Source organism: Desulfoplanes formicivorans (genome assembly GCF_001748225.1).
Lineage (GTDB): Bacteria > Desulfobacterota > Desulfovibrionia > Desulfovibrionales > Desulfomicrobiaceae > Desulfoplanes > Desulfoplanes formicivorans.
On record NZ_BDFE01000004.1, the window covers coordinates 133,838 to 157,764 of the forward strand.

Below are 23,927 nucleotides of genomic sequence, written 5' to 3' on the forward strand. Positions count from 1 at the left end.
GCGACCCCCTGCGCCAACACCCATGCATACCGAAAGTCAAAACACCTCCACCAAACTGCTCGCCTATCTGGGCTGTTACGTTTGTACCGATCTGGTCATCCGCAAGGATGCCGTTGCCCAATGGGGCCTTGTGCAATACGGCGTGTATGCACTTTCCATTGTCTGGGCCTTTTTCCTCTACCGCGAAATCATCGCCAGAATACAGGGCAGGACCTCCAACCAGGCCCGCAGATTTCCGGCCCTTGTTGTTTCGGTCCTGATCACGGCAACCATTTCCATATCCTATGGTTTTTTCCTGTACTTCAAGATATTGCCAAATATTTCCGCCTTTGGAATCCTTTTTTTCTCCCCCCGCGATTTCCTGGGCTCCATTGTGTCCAGAATCTCTCTGGCCAGTGCCCTCATGTTCCTTGTTTTTTGTCTTCTTTTTTACCGTTTTATCCGGTCAAGTGCCCAAAATTACCGCAGACAGCCAAGAAGCCGCTGGGAAAAGGGGCTGATCATCCTGCTTTTCCTGGCGTCCATTCCCCTTTTCCAAAGCCGGACAACGGTTTCCTCGGGGGCGCTGCTTCCTGAAATGAATGCCCTGTTCAACCTGGGCATCGCCACCTATGACCAGCTTTTTGATCAGGAACACTCGGGACGCGCCCTACCCCGGCCCAACCGGCCGCACCTGCCTGCTGTTGCCCGCAAGGCACCCTGCAACATTCTGCTCATTCTCAACGAATCCCTGAGGGCCGACCACATCCCGGCTTTGGGCGGGCCCAAAGGATTGACCCCCTTTCTGACAACCCTGCTCGCCAGGGAAGAGGGGGTCATCTTTCCACGATTCTACGCCGTGGCCACACGGACCATCATTGCCCTGCCGTCCTGGATGACCGGAACAAGTCCTGTTCAATCGGGCCAGGCCCTGGAAAAAGCGCCCATCTTTTCCAATTATGCCAAGCAACTGTCAGGGACAAAAACCTTTCTCATCGCCTCCCAGCCCTACGAGCCGGGGGATGTCTACCGCTTTGTCAACGACGGGTCCTGGGACATGATCGTGTGCGCGGAAAACAGCGGCCACCCGTTCCAGCCGGCGACCCAGTCCATCAGTGATCGCTTCCTTCCCGCCTATCTGGACCGGTTTCTCGAGAACATGCAGCCCGAGGAAACCTTTCTGGGCGTCATTCACACCTTTGGGACCCACCATCCCTATTATGCCGACACGAACAAGGCCTCCCTGCTGGCTCCGGTCCCCGTGCAAACGCGGTACAAGGAAGCCATCCGGGCCCTGGATGCCAATCTTGAACAAATCGTGACTGTTCTCCAAAAGCATGGTCGCTTTGACAACACCATCATCCTGTCCACTTCGGATCACGCCGAAGCCATGAACGAACACGGGTATTGGGGGCATTTGCGCACCTTCTACAACGAGGAAGCCCGGGTCCCTGGTTGGGTGCTCATTCCCAGGGCATTGCGCAGATCACCTGCCTTTGCCGAGATGCACAAGGGTCTGCTGGCCAACAGGAACCAATACCTTTCCAATATCGACATCATGCCCACAGTGCTGGATATTCTGGGACTTTCCCCTTCGCCCGAAGCCCCTCCCCTGCTGGGTGCGCCCCTGACCCGGCCCATACAGGGCCCGCGCATCATCCGCATGCAGAACTATCAGGACGTGGACAATGCCATGTTCCCGGGAACTGCCCTCTTGTATGGACACTACAAATACATTCTGCTTTTGGAAAACGGTCGCAAAAAACACCATCTCTATGACATGACGTCCGATCCGCACGAACAGCACAACCTCTGGCCCCAGGCCCCTGAATCCCTCAAAAAGGCCATTTTCTCGGAAATCGAAGCCTACCCAACGTCCAGGGAGGTTCTCACCTTTCAACCTCCCTCGCCCTGGGTTGATCTCGGCGATCGCCCCTGAGCGGTCTCATGCCCTGAGCCGCACCATACATTGACATCACCTGATGCCGCGCTTATTTTTGCGGCTTGTTGTGCCCCAAGTCACCCATGTTGCCCAATCACCCGACCTCATTGATCTCTCCAAGGAGCCCGCATGCCCTGCCGTACTATCACCTATACCGATGCCTCTTCCTGGCCGGCCATCAGCCAATGGCTGGAAGGACGCAAGGGACCCAAGCAGTCCGTGGAACAACCGGTTCTCGACATTCTCGAAGCCGTCAAAACCCGTGGCGATGAGGCCCTTGCCGAATACACGTCCCGATTCGACTGTCCCCGATTTTCACCAGACGCCATTGCCGTCACTGCCGAGGAAATGGCTGCCGGCTGCGCCCTGGTCCCCGAAAGGGACAAGACCATCATACAGGAAGCTGCCGACAATATCCGATCCTTTCATGAAAATCAGAAACAAAAATCATGGATGGTCACCCAGGAAAACGGCACCATCCTCGGCCAAATGGTCTCGGCCGTGGATCGTGCGGGCCTCTATGTTCCCGGTGGCAAGGGAGGGGAAACCCCACTCATATCCAGTCTGCTCATGAATGCCATTCCGGCCCAGGTGGCCGGAGTCAAGAATATCGTAATCGTTTCCCCGCCCCGCAAGGACGGCACCCTCAATCCGTCCATTCTGGCGGCTGCAAACATCCTGGGAATCGACCACATTTTCCGGGCCGGCAGCGCCTGGGCCATTGCGGCTCTGGCGTATGGCACCCAGACCATTCCCCGGGTGGACGTGATTGCCGGACCAGGCAACATTTTCGTGACCACGGCCAAACGGATTCTGGTTGGCGAAGTGGGCATCGACATGATCGCAGGACCAAGTGAAATCGCCATTTTGGCCGATACGTCCGCCCATCCGGAATGGCTGGCCGCTGATCTTCTTTCCCAGGCGGAACACGATCCCCTGGCCTCTTCCATTCTCATTTCTCCGGACAAGACCATCCTGGAAAAAACCAGGCAGGCCCTGGTCCGCCAGGTGGCCGAGCTGCCGCGTCATGACATTGCAGCGTCATGCCTGAAGGACTGGAGTGCCTGCATCCTGGTACCGGACATGGACACGGGACTGGAACTGGTCAACAAGATAGCTCCGGAACATTTTGAACTCTGTGTGGACGATCCCTGGTCCCTGCTTGGCAAGGTCAAAAACGCGGGAGCCGTGTTCATGGGCCATCACACGCCAGAACCGGTTGGCGATTATTTTGCCGGACCCAACCACGTTCTGCCTACGCTCTCCACGGCCCGATTCTCCTCGGCCCTTTCCGTGGACACCTTTTGCAAAAAAACAAGCATCATCGCGGCCAGCGACAGCTATATCCAAGAACACGGTGAAAAAATCGCCCGCCTTGCCCGCATGGAACAGCTCGAAGCCCATGCCCGCAGCATGGAGCGCAGGATGCGCCCTATGCGATAAGAAACGAAAACAGGAAACAGAAGACAGGAGGAGTCTTTTGCCAGCCTGGTGACCGGCCCATATCCCATTATTCTTTTTCCTGGTTCCTCTTTTTGAAACCGTAAACGTACAACCTCAAACATCTTCCTCTCCGAGGCCATTCATGCAAATCGTTACCCAGACAGATATCAAGGAATACCCCCTTGTCTCCCGCGGCAAGGTGCGCGACATCTATGCCATTGATGCATCCACCCTGCTCATCGTGACCACGGATCGCATGAGCGCCTTTGACGTGATCATGAACGAGCCCATTCCCTACAAGGGCGTTGTCCTCAATCAGATCACCATCTTCTGGATGGAAAAATTCAAGGACATCATTGCCAACCATCTTCTGGCAACGGACGTCAGGGACTTCCCCGCCGACCTGGCACCGTATGCCGACCAGCTCGAAGGTCGTTCCGTCCTGGTCAAGAAGGCCAAGCCCCTGCCCATCGAATGCATTGTCCGCGGCTACATCACCGGTTCCGGATGGAAGGACTACCAGCAATCCGGCAAGGTCTGCGGATACGAGCTCCCCGCCCATCTCATGGAATCCCAGCAACTTCCCAAGCCCCTGTTCACGCCATCCACCAAGGCCGAACTGGGAGAGCACGACCAGAACATCACTATGGACAAGGCCCGGGAACTGGCTGGCGAAGACCTGGTCAAAAAAGTGGAAAACGTTGTCCTGTCCATCTATGAACAGGCCTCGGCCTACGCCCGTGAAAGGGATATCATCATCGCGGATACCAAGTTCGAGTTCGGCCTGCAGGGCAAGGAACTCCTGCTCATCGACGAGGTGCTGACCCCGGACTCCTCCAGATTCTGGCCCGTCCAGGGATACGAACCAGGCAAGGGACAGCCGAGTTTTGACAAACAATTTCTGCGGGACTGGCTGGCAGGAACCGGCTGGGCCAAAACCCCGCCTCCCCCAACCCTGCCCAAGGAAGTCATTGCCAGGACCCAGGACAAATATTTCGAAGCCTTTCGGTTGCTGACCGGCCGCAAACTTGACCTGTAGAGCAGAGCGTGCTGAACTCTGATATCCACACGTTAGATGCAGATCCGAAAACCTGAAAATCCGGAGATGGCCAGACTGTCTCCGGATTTTCAGAGCACCATTTACTGAACAGTCACTCAACCTGCCATGCGCATTCACGAGGAACAACCCATGCTTTTACAAGGCAAAAAAGCCCTTATATTTGGAATCGCCAACGAGAGAAGCATCGCCTACGGCATAGCTTCCCAGATGAAACAGCAGGGAGCCAGGCTGGCCTTCAGCTATGCCGGCGAAGCCATTAAAAAACGCATTGATCCCATAGGTGAAGAACTTGGCGCCGACTTTCTGGTTCAATGCGATGTCACCAGCGATGAGGATGTGACCAGATGTGCAGATACCGTCCGTGACCACTGGGGCGATATTGACATCCTGGTCCACTCGGTGGCCTTTGCCAATCGGGACGATCTCAAGGGCAGATTCATTGACACCTCCAGGGACGGTTTTTTGTTGGCCCAGAATATCTCGGCCTATTCCCTGGTCAGCCTGTGCAAGGCCTTTGAACCCATGATGAACCAGGGCGGATCGGTCATGGCCATGACCTACTATGGATCGGAAAAGGTGATCACCAACTACAATGTCATGGGTGTTGCCAAGGCAACCCTTGAGGCATGCGTCCGCTATCTGGCCGCGGATCTCGGAGAAAAGGGTATCAGGATCAATGCCCTGAGTGCCGGACCCATCAAAACCCTGGCGTCCTCGGGCATCTCCGGGTTCAAGACCATTTTGCACACCATTGAGGAACGTGCTCCCCTGCACCGCAACGTCACCCAAAACGACGTGGGCAAGGCGGCCTTGTATCTGGCCTCGGATCTGTCCTCCGGGACAACAGGCGAAATCATTTATGTGGACTCCGGATACAACATCATGGGAATCTGACCCGACAAGCCATACCCGGATGGCGGCATGCGCAACGTGCCGGGCATGACGCCATCCGGGTAACGGACCTGAAAACGGAAGCATCAAAAAAAATCGCGATTCTTGCGATTTTTTTCTTGCCAAGGGAATCGGTTTTGGATAGTTCCTCATTTCCGTTGCGGAGAGGTGGCCGAGTCTGGCTGAAGGCGCACGCCTGGAAAGTGTGTGTACCCTAACCGGGTACCGGAGGTTCGAATCCTCTCCTCTCCGCCATTTTTTTCTTGATGTTCTCCTTCATTGAATCCCCAAGCACAGAGTGAAGTCGGGCGGCAGGGGTGCTGCCAACCCCGTCAGGCCCGAGAGGGAGCAGCGGTAACAGTTACTTCTGGGTGCCCGGCTTCTCTAACAGGGGCGTCTTTCGAGACGTCCCTGTTCGTGTATAGGGGAGAATTCGCCTTGACGTCTTCCGATTCCTCCTTATCTGATATTTTCGTTCGTCTCCTGCTTTCAATCCTGTTGGTTGCTTGCCGTGATCGTTCCGGCCCGGGCAGGGATCTGGGCCGTTACAACTGACAGCAACGTCTCACGCTTTGCACCAACGCGGTGGGCATTTCCTTGCTGCAACGCGCAGAAATGGTAACACTTCATAGCGCTTGCACATGCCTTGGGGACCTGCATTAGCCAACCTATCCTGCAACAAGGAGAGTCTTCATGCGTCTCAAGCATATCCTCATCCTGCTTCCGATCATGCTCGTTGTCCTCACCGTCATGGCCATGGTCCAAACGGCCGAAGCCAAACGGTTTGGAGGAGGCCGGTCCTTTGGAGGACGGTCGTCCTATTCCAAGAGCTATTCCCGACCCATGCCTTCCAAGAGTTTCGGACAACAGCAAAACACCCGGGCGGGCCGTGTCGGCCAGGCCCCCAACCGAAGTCGCTGGGGCGGCATGTTTGGCGGCCTTCTGGGCGGCATGCTCATGGGCGGTTTGCTGGGCTCTCTCTTTGGTGGCGGCCATTTCATGGGCCCCAATCTCCTTGACCTGCTTCTCATCGGAGGGGGTATCTTCCTTTTGATGCGCTTTCTGCGCAAACGGCGGGAGGCATCAGTGGGCGCCACCTCGTCCGGCGGTTCCCCCTATACCATGGACACCTCCTCCTATCATACCCGTGACGGTTCTGCCTCCGAAACTTCGGCATGGGACAATCTGCAGACAGGAGGGAGTACCCCATCCGGTACATCTTCTTCCTCGGTCGCCATTCCTCCCGATTTTGACCAGGAAGATTTCATGAAAGGAGCCAAAGCCGTGTATCAGCGCTTGCAGAACTCCTGGGACAAACGGGATCTTGATGACATCCGCACCTTCACCTCCCCGGAAGTATACCGGTTTATTGAAGAGCAGTACAAAAACGATCCCACGCCCAGTACCACGGAAATCCTGCTTCTCAACGGTGAGCTTCTCGAAGTGAAAACCATTGGCAATCAAACCGTGGCCACGGTTCATTTTGATGTGATCATGCGCGAAGATCCGTCCAGCCAGGCCACCGAACAGGTTCGCGAAATCTGGCATTTCAGCAAGTACGAAAACAAATCCGGTGACAACTGGGTCCTGGAAGGCATTCAGCAGCTTGAGAACTGATATGGCCGAGCTCACATGCATTTTCTGTGGCGGACCCGCCGAAATCCAGGGGACCTGAGCCCGGGGACGCGTCGTGTGCAGGTCCTGCCACATGGATGTTCCCATGGCCATGTATCGAGACGAAATCGAAGCCTACAAAGAAGCCATGTGCCAGGATGCGGCATCTTCAACGGATTCGAACCAGCCGTCACCCCCGGACAAGCCCCTTGATACGCCGGAAACAAATTGAAAGATAAAGGCCTGCAACAGCATACGCTGTTGCAGGCCTTTGTGTCTGGTATGACTTCTGCGCCTTGCCACGAAGAAGCAGAACCTCTCTCCCATCATGCGTTCTTGCAAAGGGGCTATCGCTCTTCCATCATGTTGGCCAAATCGCGAATCCTGCGAAGGGTTTGTCCCCGTTCCTGGGCCAACCGTTGCCATTTTTTCTTTTCCTTCTTGATAGCCTCCACGGTCTGCAGGAGATCCTGAATGGTATGGGCAGGATAACCGTATTTGGCATATTTGCCCTTGCGGAGCTCTTCATCATTGCGCTGCCGCAGGGCGCTCAACTGGCTGGCGTTCAGAATCATGAAAACAAACTACCTCGTGCAGATAAATGTCGACAGATCTAGAGGCTTCCACCTAGCAGAAAAAACAGCGATTGAAAAATACCGATTACAAACCCCAAAACAGCGCCCACCAGCTCGATAAACCGAAACTCCTTTTGCATGATGGAAACAAGAAGCAGTTCCAGCTGATCCATGGAAAAGCCTTCCACTTTCTCCCGAACCAGCCTGGCCACATCAAACCGGTCTTCCACTTCCTGAGCTCCTCTCTTGAGAAATTGAGGCACGATCTCATCCAATTGGCTGGCCAGCAGGCCGCGTATCTTTTCCATGGTTTCGTCGTTCAGGAACATGCCGACCATGGGATGGATGCCCACGAGTTTTTCCCGAACAAAGGTCTCCAGACCTTCCTGAATCATCTCCCTGAAAGTTGCGGCAAATTCCGGGGAGTCGATCACTGCGGCAACATCCTTTTCCGAGATAAGATTATCCTGAACCATCATGGCCAGATTGGCCGCCAGGGCCTTCTTGCGCTTGGGAAAAATGCCCTGAATGGTCAACGAAAAAATCTTGATGGGCTTTCGCGGGTGAAAGAGCATCTTCACGGCCAGATAATTGGTCAGCCAACCGATAAACGCACAAATGACAGGTGCGGCAACAAACATCATCCATTTCATGAAAAACCATCTCCTTATTTGAACCCAACTACACCGCTCGTCAGGGTTCCCATGATCCAGGGCGAACCTCTCCTGCCGAACGAGGATGATTTTTCTTGCCGATGCCACCGGCAAAGTCAAGACGATGGAACCCGGTGACCTGCAGTTTTCTTGACGGCCCCGGGGATTTGCAATACGCACACTTTTCTGTGCCGAGGGCGATCACCATCCATTGAGACAGCCACCTGCAACCAGGATGGTTCCTGACCCGACCCCCAGAATCACATCGATCACATTCCATTCAGGCCCTTGAACCGTGGCAGGACCACGTCAAGTGGCTCTTTTTCATTGTACCCAGTCATTACGGAGAACGAGCGTTGAGCAAGAACACCACCACTGCTCCCAACGAGAACCAGGTCCTTCGCCATCGCAAGGAAAAAGCCGCGTTCCTTGAGGAAGCCGGCGTACCACTGTATTCCAACACCTTCCGCAGAACCACCCACGTTTCCGACATCTTTGATCAGTATGGGGCCGTGGAGGACGAGGCAACCCTCGACAAGGCAGGAGAAGAGTTTGCTCTGGCCGGACGTATCGTCAGCCTGCGTTCCTTTGGCAAAATCACCTTTTTTCATCTCATGGACCGATCCGGTTCCATTCAGGTCTGCGCCCAGCGGGATGCTTTGGGAGTCAGTGAGTACAAAATTTTCAAGAAATTCGACATCGGCGACATTGTCGGCGTACGAGGCGGGATTTTTCGAACCAGGACGGGTGAGCTGACCGTCAAGGCCGTGTCCATTTGTCTGATCACCAAGTCCATGCGCCCTCTTCCGGAAAAATTCCACGGCCTCAAGGATGTGGAAACCAGATATCGGCAACGCTATGTGGACCTGATCGTCAATCCCAGGGCCAAGGATATTTTTCTGAAACGCACGGCCATTGTGCGCTCCTTGCGCAACTTTTTCGACGCCCGCGGCTTTCTGGAAGTGGAAACCCCCATGATGCAGGCCATTCCGGGCGGAGCAACGGCCCGCCCCTTTGAGACCTTTCACAACGCCCTGGACATGAAGCTGTACATGCGTATCGCTCCGGAGCTCTATCTGAAACGCCTTCTGGTCGGCGGATTCGAAAAGGTCTACGAAATCAACAGAAATTTCCGCAATGAGGGCATTGATACCCAGCATAACCCGGAATTCACTATGATCGAATTCTACTGGGCATATGCCGATTTCAATGATCTCATGGATCTGACCGAGGAACTCTTTTGCACCCTGGCCAAGGAAGTCACCGGTGATACCACCGTGGAGTACCAGGGAACACCCATTGAATTGGGCAAGCCATGGACCAGGATGACCTTTTACGATTCCCTGGAAAAAATCGGCGGACTTACTCCCCAGCAATACGGGGATTACGACACGGCCAAGGCCTTGGTCCAGAAACTGGGGGAGAATGCCCAGGTGGGGGAAAAGCTCGGCAAACTGCAGGCAAAGCTGTTTGATATCCTCGTGGAACCCAAGCTCATTCAGCCCCATTTCATCTACCATTATCCAACAGACATCTCGCCTTTGGCCAGACGCAACGAAAAGGATCCGTCCATTACCGACCGGTACGAGCTGTTCATCACAGGGCATGAAATGGCCAATGCCTTTTCCGAATTGAACAATCCCTTTGACCAGCGCGACCGTTTTGCCGAACAGGTCAAGGAAAAGGAAGCCGGAGATGACGAGGCCCATCGCATGGACGACGACTATGTCCGCGCCCTGGAATACGGCATGCCTTCGGCTGCCGGCCAGGGGATCGGCATTGATCGTCTGGTCATGCTCCTTACGGATTCCTCCTCCATCCGCGAAGTCATTCTCTTTCCCCTGCTGCGCCCCGAAGCCACCGGCAAGGACTAGGATCCGCCACATCGACCTGAAAAAGCGACCCGTCATGTTGTGTCGCCAAGGAAGATCACAGCCCATCACTCATGCGCCTTGAACTGTTCATAGCCCTACGCTACCTGATCGCCAAACGGCAGCAGGCCTTCATATCCGTCATTTCCCTCATTTCCATCCTGGGGGTGGGGCTCGGCGTGGCTGCCTTGATCATTGTCCTCGGGGTGATGACCGGTTTTAGCGAAAATCTGCGGGACAAGATCCTGGGAATAAACGCCCACGTCATTGTGGGAAGTCTGGAAAAAGGCTTTGCCCATTATGACCAGCTGGTGGCCAAGGCCCGCTCTGTTGACGGAGTCAGAAGCGCCACCCCCTTTATCTACAGCGAAGTCATTCTCAGTGCGCCTGGCGGCGCCAAAGGTGCCGTGCTCCGGGGGATTGACCCTCAATCGGCAGGTTCCGTCCTGAGCATTGGCAAGGATCTGCAAAAGGGAAGCATCCAGGCCCTGGGCAGGGACAAGGGATTTCCCGGAGTCATTGTGGGCAAGGAACTGGCCAAGGGGCTCGGCCTGACCATGGGCAGCCGGGTGAACATCATGTCACCGGCCGGCAAAAAAACAGCGGCAGGATTCAGCCCCAAGATCATGACCTTTGAGGTCTGCGGCATCTTTGCCACAGAGGTCTTTGAGTACGACTCGTCCCTTGCCTACGTATCCATCCCTGCGGCCCAGAAACTTCTGGGCATGAACGAAGATCTGGTCACCGGCATCGAGCTCAAAGTGTACGACGTATACGGGGTACAGAAGCTGAGCAAACAGGTCCTGGACGCTTTGGGTGGTTTTCCCCTGTACGTGCGCAACTGGATCGAGATGAACAAGAATCTCTTTTCCGCCCTGCAGCTTGAAAAGACAGCCATGGGCATCATCCTCATCATGATTGTCCTGGTGGGATCCTTCAGCATTGTAACCACTTTGATCATGATGGTCATGGAAAAGACCAGGGACATTGCCGTGCTCATGTCCCTGGGAGCAACCCGGAAAAACATCCGGAACATCTTCATTCTTCAGGGGACCATCATCGGATTCATCGGAACCGTTCTCGGATATGTCCTGGGGATCGGCATCAGTCTTCTTCTCAAGAAATACCAGTTCATCAAACTGCCTGCCGATGTCTATTATCTGGACCACATTCCCATCAGACTCGAATGGATGGACCTGACCCTCATCGGGGTAGCGGCCATGGCATTGTGCTTTTTGGCCACCATTTATCCGGCCCGTCAGGCCTCACGCATGGAACCTGCCGAGGCGTTGCGCTATGAGTGATTCCCTTTACCGCCTTACCTCCATTGGCAAGACCTATCAGGGACCAGCCGAAAAGCTGACTGTCCTCAAGGGCATTGATCTGACCATCCTCAAAGGGCAGTCTTTGGCCATCCTGGGGGCATCTGGCTCGGGAAAAAGCACCCTGCTGCACATTCTGGGCACACTGGATACGCCCACCAGCGGCGACATTTTTTTCCAGGGCCGCAACCTCAAGGACCTGGACGAACAACAACGGGCGCACACCAGAAATCGGGAAATAGGATTTGTTTTCCAGTTCCACCATCTCCTTCCGGAATTCAACACCCTGGAAAACGTGGCCATGCCGGGAATGGTTGCCGGCCAGTCCAAATCCCGAGCCATGGATGCGGCCCGCAACGCTCTGGACCTTGTGGGACTCGCGCACCGTCTTGATCACAAGGTGACCACCCTCTCTGGTGGCGAACGCCAACGCGCAAGCATTGCAAGGGCCCTGGTCATGAATCCGCAGGTCATCCTGGCCGACGAACCCACTGGCAATCTTGATGAAAAAACAGCAGAAACCGTTGAGCACCTGTTGCTTCAATTGAATCAAACCCTGCAAACCACCCTGGTCGTTGTGACGCACAATACCGGTCTTGCCCAGCATATGGACCGTCAACTGGTTTTACGTTCTGGAGAACTCTATGAACAATAGATGCCCATCCTTGAAGTTCTTGTACCTTGCAGGAGCCATACTGGTTCTGGGGATACTCGTGGTTCCGTCGGCCTTTGCCAAGAAAACCGTCAAACTGGCGATCCTTCCCTTTCAGATCAACGCCTCCCCGGAACTTGCCTATCTCAATGAAAGTCTTCCGGAAATGCTCAGTCAAAAACTCGAGGAACTGGAGATCCCCACGGTGAACCAGCAGGAGTTGGACCGGATCATTGAAGACCAGCAGGTTACCGAGCTGGATCTGCAAACCGCCAGAGACCTGGCCCTGCTCAGCAATGCCCAATACGCGGTCTACGGAAGTTTCAGCCAGATCGGCGAGAGCCTGAGTCTGGACGTTCGTCTGGTGGAGGCCTTTGGTCTCAAGGAAACCAAGGCCCTGTTCGTGGTCAAGGAGGGGCTGATCAATCTTTTGCCGGCCATTGACGAACTGGCGGAAAAGATCAGCCAGGAACTCTTGAGCCAGGAAAAGATCGCTGCCATCAAGGTTGAAGGCACCCAGATCCTGGAAAAGGATGTTGTTCTCATGCGGCTGCATATCCAGAAGGGAGACATCTACGATCCCAAGGAGATCAACCAGGAGGTCAAGCGCCTTTTCGAACTGGGCTATTTTGATGATGTCCGGGTCAAGACCGCAGATACCATGGACGGCAAGGAACTCACCTTTGAGGTCAAGGAAAAACCCCTCATCCAGGCCATCGGTGTTGTGGGAGCCAAGGAACTGGATGAAGACGACATCATCGAAGTCATGAGCAGCAAGACCGGTTCAGTCCTCAATCCCAAGGTCCTGGTGGAGGACATGGACAAGATCAGGGACCTCTACCGCAAAAAGGGATTTTACAACGCCAAGGTCAGCTACAAACTGGAATCTTCCGAACTCGGCCGCGCCCGGCTGAATATCACCATTGATGAAGGCAAGAAGCTGTATATTGAAAAAATCATCATCCAGGGGGCCAACCAGCTTGATCCCGACGATATTGAAGACGAACTGGCCCTTTCCACCCGAGGCATGTTCTCCTGGCTCACCGGATCCGGTGTTCTCAAGGAGGAACTCCTGGACCGGGATGCCGCAGCCATTGAGGCCTATTACGGCAACCGGGGATTCATGGACGCCAAGGTGGGTCAGCCCGAAGTGGAATACAAGGAAGACGGCATCTACATCACCTTCAAAATCAATGAAGGCAAGCGGTACAAGGTGGGCAAGGTGACCTTTTCCGGAGACCTCATTATTGACGAGGAAACCCTGTTCAAGGTCTGCCAGTTGGACGACCTGGTTGGCGAGGAAGACGGGTATTTCGACCGTTCCAAACTGCGGGCCGACATCCAGAACCTGGCAGATTTCTATACCAATTACGGGTATGCCTATGCCGAGGCCAACGCCGACCTGAAAAGAAACGAGGACAATCAGACCTTTGATGTCAATTACGTCATGACCAAGGGCAAAAAGGTCTACATCCGAAGGGTCAAGATCCAGGGCAATACCAAGACTCGTGACAATGTCATCCGCCGGGAAATGCGTCTGACCGATGGCAATTTGTTCAGCGGAGCCAAGCTGAACCGTTCCAATGTCCGCTTGACCAAGCTGGACTATTTCGAAACCGTGGCCATTGAAACCGTGCCCACCAAGGAACCCGACCAGATGGATCTGGTGGTCAAGGTCAAGGAGAAATCCACCGGCATGATCAGCGCCGGGGCAGGCTACTCCACCCTGGACAAGGTGTTTTTCACCGCGTCCATCCAGGAGCGCAACCTCTTTGGCAAAGGGTACAACACGTCCTTTTCCGGCAGCTTCGGAGCCACGACCACCCGATACGACCTCACCTTCTGGAATCCCCATTACAAGGACTCCAATCTCGGTCTGGGGGCCCAGGCCTACATCACCGACGTGGACTACGACGATTATTATGACAAGAAATCCATTGGCGGCAAGGTGATGTTCGGGTACCCTCTGGGGGAATACACCCGGTTGAGCTGGAACTACAAATTGGAACGGTATACCATTTCCGATCTGGACGAGGACGAATTCGATCATGATGAGATCGAAGAAGGAACCTTCTGGGCCAGTGCCGCCTACGTGGGCGTTACCCGGGATACCACCAACCGGCGCATCAACCCCACCCGGGGAACCAAGAACACCCTGTCTGTTGAGTATTCGGGCGGCCTTCTCCAGGGGGATGACGAATTCATCAAATATATTGCCGACAGCAGCTGGTATCATCCCCTGTTCTGGAGTACGGTATTCCACTGGCATGGCCAGGCCGGATACCTCATGGAAAACGGAGACGACGACATTCCCCTGTTCGAGCGGTTTTATCTTGGAGGAATCAACTCGGTACGCGGATACAAGGGAAGGGATATCTCGCCCCGCTATGACGATGGTAGCGACGACAAGAAAGGCGGGGTCAAGGAGTTCTTCACCAACTTCGAATACATCTTCCCCATCAACAAGGAAATCGGCATCCTGGGTCTGGTCTTTTTTGACGCCGGCAATGTCTGGGATGACGACGAGTCCGTTGACTTCGACCTGTACAAATCCGTTGGAGCCGGCATCCGCTGGTACTCGCCCCTGGGTCCGCTACGCCTGGAATACGGCTACGGGCTTGACGAAGACGATGACGTTTCCGGTGGTGGCCGAGTGGAATTTTCCGTGGGTCAGTTTTTCTAGCCGCCACGATCCATCAGAAGCACCCAACCATCAAACCATCATGTATCATGGACAACTAAAGGAGAACCCAATGCGTCAGACCATTATGCTCACCTGTATCATGCTGCTGTTTACGGCTTCGGCCTTTGCTGCCGGCCCCAAGATTGGTGTTGTCAACATGCAGAAACTCATTGCCACATCCGAACCCGGCCAGGCAGCCATGAAGACCCTTCAGGAAAAGTTCAAAGATGTGAAGGAGAAAATGGACAAACAGAAACAGGAAATCCAGAACATCCGGGAGGAACTTCAAAAACAGGAGTATGTCCTCAGCCAGGAGGCCAAGGAAGACAAGGAACTGGCCTACAAGCGCAAGGTTCGCGACTTCCAGGACCTCTATCGCAGCACCCAGCGCAAAATAAAGCTTGAAGAACAAAAACTGAGTGAACCGGTCATCAAACTCATTGTCCAGGTCATCACCAAATACGGCAAACAGCAGGGCTATACCACCATTACCGATGCCCAGGCCAGTGGATTGATCTATGCCGATGCCAAGGCCGATCTCACCGATGAGATCTTGGTCGAGGTCAACCGGGAATGGCGTGCCACCAACAAGGGCAAGGATGCAAAATAATGTTGCTGACGGACATTGCTCAACGCCTCGGGCTGACTCTTGTTGGCCAGGACCGGGAAATAACCGGGGTAAACACCCTTGCTGATGCCGGTCCCCAGGACGTCAGTTTCCTGGCCAACCCCAAATACGCCGACCAGGTAGCCACGACAAGGGCCGGGGCCATCATAACGGATGAAGTTCATGCCAAACTGGCCCCCTGTCCTGTTCTGGTAAGCGCGCAGCCCTACCTGGACTTTGCCAGACTGGTTCAGATCATGGCCAAACCCCTGGGTCGCTTTTCCGGCCAAAGCGACAAGGCTTTTATCCACCCCGGTGCAACCGTACATCCTTCTGTTGCCATCGCGCCCTTTGTGTATATCGGGGACGGTGCCCAGGTGGACGCAGGAACCCGGCTTTTCCCCCATGTCCATGTGGGCGAGGATTGCCGCATCGGCAAAAATTGCACCATTTATCCCCGGGTAACCCTCATGGACGGCACTCTGGTGGGAGACAAGGTCATCCTGCATGCCGGTGTGGTCCTTGGCAGTGACGGATTCGGCTTTGCCCAGGCAGCACAGGGACTGGAAAAGTTCCCCCAGATCGGCCGGGTTGTCATCGAGGATAATGTGGAAATCGGGGCCAACACGACCATCGATCGGGCCGCCCTGGGTGAAACCAGGATCGGCAGGGGAACAAAAATAGATAACCTTGTTCAGATCGGCCATAATGTTCAGGTGGGGGAAAATTCCATCATCGTGGCCCAGGTGGGTATTGCCGGTAGCGCCAACCTGGGAAAGAACGTGGTACTTGCCGGTCAGGTGGGAGTTGCCGGTCATCTGACCATTGGGGATGGCTGCCGGGTTGCTGCCAAGGGCGGCATCCACGCATCCGTGCCCCCCGGGACCGACCTGGGCGGTGGTCTGCCCTCCATTGAATACAGGCAATATCTCAAAACCGTGGCCACCATTCCCAAACTTCCGGAGATGTCCAAACGTCTCCGAAGGCTGGAAAAGGAACTGGCCCGACTGCGTGAAGCATGCCAGCAAGACAATCCGTCAGGCACATGAACCTTCCCTTTTTTCATCACCTCCAAGTTGTCACGTGGGACCCATCATGAAACAACCAGCACTCGGCGAAATTGTGAGCAAGGATATCCTGGACCTGTTGCCCCACCGGTATCCGTTTCTTCTGGTGGACAGGGTTCTGGAATTTGCCCCCCTGGACCACATCAAGGCCGTCAAGGGAGTGACCCTGAACGAACCTTTTTTCCAGGGCCATTTTCCGGCCTATCCCGTCATGCCCGGGGTTCTCATTCTTGAGGCACTGGCCCAGACAGGCGGCATCCTTGTGGTCAAATCCATTCCCCAGCAGATGCAGGACAAGATTTTTCTGTTCACGGGCATTGAAAAGGTACGATTCAGACAATCCGTCTTTCCCGGAGACCTGCTTCACCTGGAGGTCAAATACCTCAAACACAAACTCAACCTGTGGAAAATTCAGGGCGTTGCCAAGGTTGGAGGGAAAAAAGTGGCCGAAGGGTTGCTTACGGCTGCGGTTGTGGACAGGGAGGACGGATAGTGGCCACTGAGATTCATCCATCAGCCATTGTTGCCAAAAATGCGGAAATCGGCCAGGACGTGATTGTCGGTCCTTTTGCCATCGTGGAAGAGGATACCCGTATTGGTGACCGTTCGGTCATTGAAGCATCGGCTCATATCAAGAAATTGACCACTCTGGGCGAAGACTGTCAGATCCATTCCTTTGCCAGTATCGGGGGCCCTCCTCAGGATCTCAAGTATCAGGGAGAACGAACCGTCCTTGAAATGGGTGACAGGATCACGGTACGAGAATTCGTGACCATCAACCGCGGCACCTCCGGGGGTGGCGGCGCCACCCGCGTGGGCTCGGACTGCTTTGTCATGGCCTATTGCCACATTGCCCATGACTGCCAGCTGGAAGACCACGTGATCATGTCCAACGGCGCAACCCTGGCAGGCCACGTGGAAGTGGCCGCACATGCCATTATTGGCGGTCTGTCTGCCGTGCACCAATTCGTTCGCATCGGGACCCACGCCTTTATTGGCGGCAAAACCGGCGTGGCCCAGGACATTCCCCCGTACATGATGGCTGTGGGAGACAGGGCCCGACTCAGAGGGCCCAATCTCATCGGCCTTAAACGTGCCGGATTCACCGCCGAGGAACTCAAGGCCATCAAGCAGGCCTACAAGCGCATCTGGCGTACCAAGGGCAATCTCAAGGGGGCATGCAAGGACGTTCTGACTGAATTCGGCGATCTTGAACGGATTCAGCATCTTATCGAGTTCGTCAAGAATTCCCAACGGGGCGTGACCTCGGCGGCCTAGCTGACGAGTTGTCTGCCAGCTTCTGGTGATTGTTTCCGGTTTACGATTTCGGTTCCTGGTTCGTGCCCGCCGGAACCGGTCAACGTCACACCCATTGCACCTTTCATGACACGACCTTCTCCCCGACTCGGACTCGTCGCTGGTGGCGGAATCTTCCCGGCTCTTGTGGCCCAAAATGCCAAAAAGCAGGGCTTTAAGGTCATTGGCGCAGGGTTTGTCAGCGATACCTCCAGGGACACACCAGCCACGACCCATGTGTTCACGTGGCTCAAACTGGGCCAGCTGGGTGCGTTGATCCGCTTTTTCAAAAAGCACAAAGTCTCCCAGGTGGTTTTTGCCGGTCCCATTGACAAGCCCAGAGCCCTGGCCATCCGCCCTGATCTGCGGGCCGCACGCGTCTTGTTCTCCCTGGCCTGCAAGAGTGACGATTCCCTGCTGCGCGCTGTGGCCAGGGAGTTTGAAAAGGAAGGCATGGAGGTCGTTTCTGCGACACGGTTTCTCCCCGAGCTGACCACACCTCGGGGCGTTTTGACCCGCAGGGCACCCGACAAACGGGAAATACGCGATATTTTGTATGCCCGCCCCATTGCCAAGACCCTTGGCTCCCTAGATATCGGCCAATGTCTGGTGGTCAGAGAACAGATGACCATTGCTGTTGAAGGCATCGAAGGGACCAATGCCACGATCCTTCGAGCCGGAACCCTGGCCCAAAAGGGCTGCGTTGTTGTCAAGATTTTCAAGCCCGGGCAGGACGCGCGTATCGACCTGCCAGCCATCGGCCCGGAAACCATCCGGAGCATGATCACGGCCCAGGCAACCTGCCTGGCCGTTGACGCCCAAACCAGCCTGCTTTTCAGCCCCCAGGAAACCCTGGAATTGGCCAATCGTCACAACATAGCGATTCTTGGCATGGACGAGAGTTTACTGCAGGAACTTGCGCCCTGATCCGTTGCCGGCCACCCGCATCCTCACCACCAGACTATACGCTGCACACAACCATCATGAACATGCCACGCCAGTTGTTTTTCATGCTTACCCAGGGTTGCAAGGTCAACCAGTACGAATCCCAATCCATTCGCGAGGCATGGACAAGACAGGGGCTGCTCGAGTGCGACGAACCGGACCATGCTGACATCATTTTCATCAATACCTGCGCGGTCACGGAACGAGCCATTTCCGACCTCAAGCGGCATGTGCGCAGGCTGCACCAGAAAAACCCCGAAGCGTCCATTCTTCTGGCCGGCTGTGCGGTCCAGGCCCTGCCGGAACTGGCGCGGCTCAATGGCGTCCGAGCGGCTGTTTCCCAGGCCGACAAGCATCTCTTGCGCAACCACCCGGGGCTGCTCCCATTGACGGACGCTCCCGCCCAAGCAGATCCCTATCCGGATTTTTCCATCACCCGATACCAGCGAACCAGAGGCGTGGTCAAAATCCAGGATGGTTGCTCCCACAGGTGTACCTATTGCATCATCCCCTCTACCCGAGGCAAATCAGTCAGTCGGGAACCCCAGGCCATTCTCGAAGAAATCGGCAGGCTGTTTACAAACGGTGTCCACGAAATTTCCCTGTGCGGGATCAACCTGCGCCACTTTGGCCGAGATCTCCATCCCCGAACCAACCTCTGGGAACTTCTCGAACGCATTGAGGAACGGTTCGGGCAGACATGGCGCTCCAAGGCCCGCATCAGGCTCAGTTCCCTTGAACCCTCCGAATTGACTGCCCAGGGTCTGCAGGCGCTCACCAACTCTTCCCTGGTCTGTCCCCATGTGCATGTTTCGCTGCAAAGCGGCAGCCCCCACGTTCTCCGGCGCATGGGCCGGGGACATTACACGCCCGAGATGGTCATGGAGTTTGTGGAAGGGCTCAGACGCGTATGGCCTGTGTTTGCCCTGGGAGCAGATATCATTACCGGATTTCCCGGGGAAACAGACACGCATTTTGAGGAGACCCTGGACTGCCTTGGCAGGCTGCCACTGACCTATGCCCATGTCTTTCCCTATTCCCGGCGTCCGGGAACAGCCGCAGCCTCCTTTGAGGACCAGGTTCCCCACAAGGAACGGACCCTCCGGGCGGCCAGGGTCCGCACCCTCGTGCAGGCCAAAAAACAGGATTTCATCCGTCTGCTGGCACAACGCGAATCCCTGGAAGTCATTTTTGAAAACGGGCGCAAGGGAATGAGTCAATTCTATGTCCCCTGTCAGCTGACCGAATCCGGCCTCATTGCCTCCGGGGACAGAACCCTGCACACCGTCACCCCCACAGGCCAGAACGATCACGGGCTGCTTGTGACCCCGGCCGTGCCAGGAAAACCAGGAGAACGTTGATGAGCACACCAGCCATTCCCTTGCCTGCCAAACCGGTGCTCTCCATCTTGAGTGCCAAGTGGGACCGGTTCTGGCCCGAGTTGCAAAAGACCCTGGAAAAACGTTTCTCGCCCATGGACCATGTTTCCGAACCGATCCCGTTCACGCAGACAACGTATTATGATGAGGAACTCGGAACACCCATCACCAGGCGGTTGATCAGCTTTGAACAGCTTGTGCCCATGGACGAACTTCCGGCGATCAAGCTCTGGACCAATTCCCTGGAAAAGGCATGGATGGACTCAAGGGGACATCGCCTTTGCAATCTTGATCCCGGCTACCTGAACCAGGAACGGCTGGTGCTGGCAACGGGCAAAAATTTTACCCACCGCATCTATCTCTGTTCGGGCATCTGGGCCGACCTGACCCTCATCTACCAACGAGGAAACTGGGTTGATCTGCCGTGGACATTTCCCGACTATGCCACAACAGCCATCAAGGACCATTTGACCCGAATACGCGCTCTTTATACCCTCCAAGTGCGCGCTCAACGCCAAACCAAGGAATCGCACCAATGCCCAAAAGCATGACCGGATACGGCTCTTCCCTGACCAGGACCGATGATTGGTCCATCAGCTGGGAGATCAAAAGCGTCAACGGCAAATTTCTGGATCTCAAATGGAAGATCCCCCAGACCATGTACGGATCGGTTGCAGAATGGGAAAAAACAATCCGTTCAAAGGCCGCCCGCGGTCGGGTCGAATTGTTCCTGAAAATCCAGATCACCGACCCGGATCGTCTGGGCTTGGAACTGGATACGACCATGCTCCAAGCCATGCTCGGCCAGCTGGACAAACTGGCCAAAGAGCAAGGCCATTCCTTTGTACCCGACTACAATACCCTTTTGTCCATGCCCTCTCTTTGGAAGGACTCCGGCAACGTTCTTGATCCCCAGTTCGCTTCCGACGTGCAGGCAGGCCTTGTCACCGCCCTCAATGACTGGAACCAGTGCCGCACCCGGGAAGGACAGGCCCTCAGGGAGGATCTGCTGGCCCGCATCCAGGTGCTCAAGTCCATTGTTCTGGAAATTCGTGAGGTTGCCAAAGACATCGTCAAGGACCGCTTTGTTCTCATCCAAGAACGCGTCAACCAGCTCCTGGAACAGGTTGATGTTCAGGTGGACGACTCCAGGATGCTCCATGAACTGGCCATTCTCTCGGACAAGCTGGATGTAAGCGAGGAATTGACCCGCCTGGATGCCCATCTCAAGGCCATTGAAAGCATCCTTGACGCTGGTGGTGAAATGGGCCGCAAACTCGACTTTCTTCTTCAGGAATGCTTCCGGGAGATCAACACCTGTGGGAACAAGGTCCAGAAACACGAACTCGGCGCCAGGACTGTTGCCTTCAAGGCTGAATTGGAGAAATGCCGGGAACAGGTCCAGAATCTGGAATAGCTGATCACCTGGATGGACAACGCAGGATAATTCGCAAACAAGGTTTTACGCCATGAAACACCAGCAACTTCTGAATATCGGCTTTGGCAATTTTGTAGTCAGTTCCAGGGTCGTTGCCATTGTCAATCCCAGCTCTTCACCCATGCGCCGCCTGCGAGAGGACTCCCGCAAGGATGGGCGGCTCATTGACGCCACCCAGGGACGCAAAACCAGATCCATCATCGTCACCGATTCAAACCACTGCGTTCTCTCGTCCATCCAGGCCGAGACCATTGCCCAGCGTTTTGGCAGCAACAACGAGGACGAACAGGATGATTGAACGTACCGGTTTGCCTCTGGTCATCAGCGCCCCTTCGGGCACCGGGAAAAGCACCCTGATTGCCAGACTGCGCCAGGAGTTTCCTGCATTTGCCTTTTCCATCTCCTGTACCACCCGTGCGCCCAGGCCGGGTGAAATCCATGGAAAGGACTATTATTTCCTGGACAAAAAAACCTTTTTGCAGCGACGCGACAACCATTTTTTTGCCGAATGGGCCTCGGTTCACGGCAACTTGTACGGCACTCCCCTTGAGGCGACCCAGACGATCCTGGCCCAGGGCAAGGACATCATCTTTGACATTGATGTCCAGGGAGCGCGACAGCTCAAGCAGACCCTTCCCCAAAGCTGTTTCGTGTTTCTGTTCCCTCCCTCCCTCAAGGCTCTGGAAAGCCGGCTTGTCAAGCGGGGCACGGATTCCAGAGAAGTGATTGCCAAGCGTCTGGCCAATGCCAGGGACGAAATCAATCAATGCGATCTCTTTGAATTCTGGATTATCAACGACGATCTCGACACCGCATATGAAGAACTCCGAGCCGTCTATCTGGCAGCCAGGGCCAGGGCTATTCACCGGCCCGGCCTCAAGCAGACCCTGCTTGCGACATGACAACATGCCTGTCCCTTCGCCGCGGGACAACACGGGTATATGTTTGTTAATCTTCAAACCCATCTAGGTAGACCATGACCAGCCAAAAACTCATCGTGGCCCTTGATTTTCCTTCCCGGGAACAGGCCTTGGCCATGGCCCGTACCCTGTCCGGACATGTGCGCTGGGTCAAAGTCGGCTTGGAACTCTTTTGCCGCACCGGGCCGGAGATTGTATCCACCCTCGACAACCTGGGATTCAAAGTCTTTCTTGATCTCAAATTCATGGATATCCCCCATACGGTGCAAGGGGCAGTGACATCCGCCTGCGCAGCCGGAGCGGATATGCTGACCATCCACGTCACTGGTGGACAGGCCATGGTCCAGGCAGCCCTTCGAGGAGCCCGCATGGCCGGAAAAAAACCGCCACTTCTCATCGGTGTAACCGTGCTCACCAGCATGAGCTCGAATGATCTAGCCCTTGTTGCAGGCCGATCACGCAACCTTGAGGACACGGTTTCATCTATGGCTCATCAGGCCCGCACCTGGGGCCTTGACGGCATTGTCTGTTCAGGTCAGGAAGTACAGAGGATACGCCAGCAATGCCCAGAACCCTTTACCATTGTCACTCCAGGCATCCGTTTGAAAAAAGATCTGGATTCAGAAGATGATCAGAAGCGGGTGACAACGCCGAAAGCCGCGCTCAGGGCAGGGTCAAGTTACCTTGTTGTCGGCCGTCCCATCACACGAGCGACCGACCCGGTTGGCACGATACAACGTTATCTTGACACAATCGAGGAACAATCATGATGGCATCTTCATCTGACAAGACTCCGGAACGTGAAAAGATCAAAGGAGTCTTTTCCAGTCAAAGTCTCAAGCAGATCGGAACCGGAACCACAGCCCGCAAAACATTGCAAAAAACCTATTGGTTTGCCCAGGAACTGGACAACGACCAAATAGAAATCCAGCCGTTGAACATCAATTACGTTCCCTCGGGTCCCAAAAAAATCATCCCCAAAGACGAATTCCTGAACAAATTCGCTCCAGAGCCTGAATTTTACACGACCACGGTGTACCCCAAAATCAGAGAGCTTTCACGCACCGTTGCCAGAGCAGAGAGGCACCGCAAGCGGGGCGAAACCTTTAGTGCCGAATTCGAATACGGCAATGCCCTACGCATTGACGAAGAAAACATACGCGCCAACTTCGGGCTGGGCCTGACCTATCTGGAACGGGGAGAAAAAGAAAAGGGAGACGACATCTTCCGTCGCCTGGTAAACCTTGATGCGGCCTTTGAAGAAGAGCACAAGCACCTGTTCAATGAGTTCGGCATCAACCTGCGCAAGAATAACATGTTTGATCAGGCGGTCGAATACTATGGTCGAGCATTGACATTGAGCGCCAATGACGAGAACCTTCACTACAACATTGCTCGAGCCTATTTTGCAAAGGGAGATTACCCCCGGGTTGTTGAACATGTCATAATGTCCCTCAAATTGAACAAAGCCATGCCTGAAAGCAAAAAACTCCTGAAATACATGGCCCAAAAAAATCTCCTGACCCAAGAATTACACGACAGAATAACACAGGATCTGAACATGAACATGGAAGAGCTCGTGCAGTAACC

24 protein-coding genes, 1 tRNA gene and 1 other RNA gene are annotated in these 23,927 nt (G+C 55.0%); 24 read left to right on the top strand and 2 right to left on the bottom strand.

Annotated features, from left to right (window positions below; translation table 11 throughout):
• Nucleotides 1-22: 22 nt before the first annotated feature.
• From DPF_RS00940 to DPF_RS14350, 8 genes are all read left to right on the top strand, one after another.
• The gene (locus DPF_RS00940) at nucleotides 23-1,918 is read left to right on the top strand and encodes a sulfatase-like hydrolase/transferase (protein WP_069856991.1); all 1,896 of its coding nucleotides are present in this window, start codon (nucleotides 23-25) and stop codon (nucleotides 1,916-1,918) included.
• A 132-nt stretch (nucleotides 1,919-2,050) separates the two neighbouring features.
• The gene (gene hisD / locus DPF_RS00945; protein WP_069856992.1) at nucleotides 2,051-3,364 is read left to right on the top strand and encodes a histidinol dehydrogenase; all 1,314 of its coding nucleotides are present in this window, start codon (nucleotides 2,051-2,053) and stop codon (nucleotides 3,362-3,364) included.
• 142 nt (nucleotides 3,365-3,506) lie between these two features.
• Nucleotides 3,507-4,403 carry a phosphoribosylaminoimidazolesuccinocarboxamide synthase gene (locus DPF_RS00950; RefSeq protein ID WP_069856993.1) on the top strand — a complete coding sequence of 299 codons (897 nt, stop codon included), beginning with the start codon at nucleotides 3,507-3,509 and terminating at the stop codon, nucleotides 4,401-4,403.
• A 150-nt stretch (nucleotides 4,404-4,553) separates the two neighbouring features.
• Entirely contained in the window at nucleotides 4,554-5,318 is a 765-nt protein-coding gene (locus DPF_RS00955; RefSeq protein WP_069856994.1) for an enoyl-ACP reductase FabI, read from the top strand.
• 159 nt (nucleotides 5,319-5,477) lie between these two features.
• Nucleotides 5,478-5,570, top strand: a tRNA-Ser gene (locus DPF_RS00960).
• Between the two features lie 40 nt (nucleotides 5,571-5,610).
• Nucleotides 5,611-5,706: signal recognition particle sRNA small type (gene ffs / locus DPF_RS00965), an RNA gene on the top strand.
• A gap of 302 nt (nucleotides 5,707-6,008) precedes the next feature.
• Nucleotides 6,009-6,932, top strand: a complete 924-nt coding sequence (locus DPF_RS00970) for a Tim44 domain-containing protein (RefSeq protein ID WP_069856995.1) — start codon at nucleotides 6,009-6,011, stop codon at nucleotides 6,930-6,932.
• Nucleotides 6,933-7,035: 103 nt separating this feature from the next.
• Nucleotides 7,036-7,161, top strand: coding sequence for a hypothetical protein (locus tag DPF_RS14350; protein WP_269433378.1), 126 nt, complete (start codon nucleotides 7,036-7,038; stop codon nucleotides 7,159-7,161).
• 115 nt (nucleotides 7,162-7,276) lie between these two features.
• Here the strand turns inward: DPF_RS14350 and DPF_RS00975 are convergent, their stop codons facing one another.
• On the bottom strand, nucleotides 7,277-7,504 hold the full coding sequence (locus tag DPF_RS00975; RefSeq protein WP_069856996.1) for a hypothetical protein: 228 nt from the start codon (nucleotides 7,502-7,504) through the stop codon (nucleotides 7,277-7,279).
• Between the two features lie 38 nt (nucleotides 7,505-7,542).
• Complete coding sequence (locus DPF_RS00980; RefSeq protein ID WP_069856997.1) at nucleotides 7,543-8,157, bottom strand: DUF445 domain-containing protein; 615 nt, start codon at nucleotides 8,155-8,157, stop codon at nucleotides 7,543-7,545.
• Nucleotides 8,158-8,513: 356 nt separating this feature from the next.
• Here DPF_RS00980 and lysS point away from each other — a divergent pair, with 356 nt between their 5' ends.
• The 16 genes from lysS (at nucleotide 8,514) to DPF_RS01060 (ending at nucleotide 23,925) form a co-directional block, all read left to right on the top strand.
• Entirely contained in the window at nucleotides 8,514-10,031 is a 1,518-nt protein-coding gene (gene lysS, locus DPF_RS00985) for a lysine--tRNA ligase (RefSeq protein WP_069856998.1), read from the top strand.
• A gap of 71 nt (nucleotides 10,032-10,102) precedes the next feature.
• Nucleotides 10,103-11,332, top strand: coding sequence for a lipoprotein-releasing ABC transporter permease subunit (locus DPF_RS00990; protein WP_069856999.1), 1,230 nt, complete (start codon nucleotides 10,103-10,105; stop codon nucleotides 11,330-11,332).
• On the top strand, nucleotides 11,325-12,005 hold the full coding sequence (locus tag DPF_RS00995; RefSeq protein WP_069857000.1) for an ABC transporter ATP-binding protein: 681 nt from the start codon (nucleotides 11,325-11,327) through the stop codon (nucleotides 12,003-12,005). The genes DPF_RS00990 and DPF_RS00995 overlap by 8 nt, the downstream gene beginning before the upstream one ends.
• Nucleotides 11,995-14,685: an outer membrane protein assembly factor BamA gene (bamA, locus tag DPF_RS01000; protein ID WP_069857001.1), complete on the top strand. Its 2,691-nt coding sequence runs from the start codon at nucleotides 11,995-11,997 to the stop codon at nucleotides 14,683-14,685. Before DPF_RS00995 ends, bamA begins: the two co-directional genes overlap by 11 nt.
• Before the next feature lie 70 nt (nucleotides 14,686-14,755).
• Nucleotides 14,756-15,295 carry an OmpH/Skp family outer membrane protein gene (locus DPF_RS01005; RefSeq protein WP_069857002.1) on the top strand — a complete coding sequence of 180 codons (540 nt, stop codon included), beginning with the start codon at nucleotides 14,756-14,758 and terminating at the stop codon, nucleotides 15,293-15,295.
• Nucleotides 15,295-16,341 carry a UDP-3-O-(3-hydroxymyristoyl)glucosamine N-acyltransferase gene (lpxD, locus tag DPF_RS01010; protein ID WP_069857003.1) on the top strand — a complete coding sequence of 349 codons (1,047 nt, stop codon included), beginning with the start codon at nucleotides 15,295-15,297 and terminating at the stop codon, nucleotides 16,339-16,341. Before DPF_RS01005 ends, lpxD begins: the two co-directional genes overlap by 1 nt.
• A gap of 46 nt (nucleotides 16,342-16,387) precedes the next feature.
• Entirely contained in the window at nucleotides 16,388-16,852 is a 465-nt protein-coding gene (gene fabZ, locus DPF_RS01015) for a 3-hydroxyacyl-ACP dehydratase FabZ (RefSeq protein ID WP_069857129.1), read from the top strand.
• A complete protein-coding gene (lpxA, locus tag DPF_RS01020; protein WP_069857004.1) occupies nucleotides 16,852-17,637 on the top strand; it encodes an acyl-ACP--UDP-N-acetylglucosamine O-acyltransferase in 786 nt (261 codons plus the stop codon). The genes fabZ and lpxA overlap by 1 nt, the downstream gene beginning before the upstream one ends.
• A gap of 105 nt (nucleotides 17,638-17,742) precedes the next feature.
• Nucleotides 17,743-18,582, top strand: a complete 840-nt coding sequence (locus DPF_RS01025) for an LpxI family protein (RefSeq protein WP_069857005.1) — start codon at nucleotides 17,743-17,745, stop codon at nucleotides 18,580-18,582.
• A gap of 56 nt (nucleotides 18,583-18,638) precedes the next feature.
• Nucleotides 18,639-19,961, top strand: a complete 1,323-nt coding sequence (locus tag DPF_RS01030; RefSeq protein WP_083254380.1) for a MiaB/RimO family radical SAM methylthiotransferase — start codon at nucleotides 18,639-18,641, stop codon at nucleotides 19,959-19,961.
• The gene (locus DPF_RS01035) at nucleotides 19,961-20,530 is read left to right on the top strand and encodes a DUF4416 family protein (protein ID WP_069857007.1); all 570 of its coding nucleotides are present in this window, start codon (nucleotides 19,961-19,963) and stop codon (nucleotides 20,528-20,530) included. Before DPF_RS01030 ends, DPF_RS01035 begins: the two co-directional genes overlap by 1 nt.
• On the top strand, nucleotides 20,515-21,396 hold the full coding sequence (locus tag DPF_RS01040; protein ID WP_069857008.1) for a YicC/YloC family endoribonuclease: 882 nt from the start codon (nucleotides 20,515-20,517) through the stop codon (nucleotides 21,394-21,396). Before DPF_RS01035 ends, DPF_RS01040 begins: the two co-directional genes overlap by 16 nt.
• 52 nt (nucleotides 21,397-21,448) lie before the next feature.
• The gene (locus DPF_RS01045) at nucleotides 21,449-21,715 is read left to right on the top strand and encodes a DUF370 domain-containing protein (RefSeq protein ID WP_069857009.1); all 267 of its coding nucleotides are present in this window, start codon (nucleotides 21,449-21,451) and stop codon (nucleotides 21,713-21,715) included.
• Nucleotides 21,708-22,319, top strand: coding sequence for a guanylate kinase (gene gmk, locus DPF_RS01050; protein WP_069857010.1), 612 nt, complete (start codon nucleotides 21,708-21,710; stop codon nucleotides 22,317-22,319). Before DPF_RS01045 ends, gmk begins: the two co-directional genes overlap by 8 nt.
• A gap of 74 nt (nucleotides 22,320-22,393) precedes the next feature.
• Entirely contained in the window at nucleotides 22,394-23,107 is a 714-nt protein-coding gene (pyrF, locus tag DPF_RS01055; protein ID WP_069857011.1) for an orotidine-5'-phosphate decarboxylase, read from the top strand.
• Nucleotides 23,104-23,925 carry a tetratricopeptide repeat protein gene (locus DPF_RS01060; RefSeq protein ID WP_069857012.1) on the top strand — a complete coding sequence of 274 codons (822 nt, stop codon included), beginning with the start codon at nucleotides 23,104-23,106 and terminating at the stop codon, nucleotides 23,923-23,925. The genes pyrF and DPF_RS01060 overlap by 4 nt, the downstream gene beginning before the upstream one ends.
• Nucleotides 23,926-23,927 lie beyond the last annotated feature (2 nt).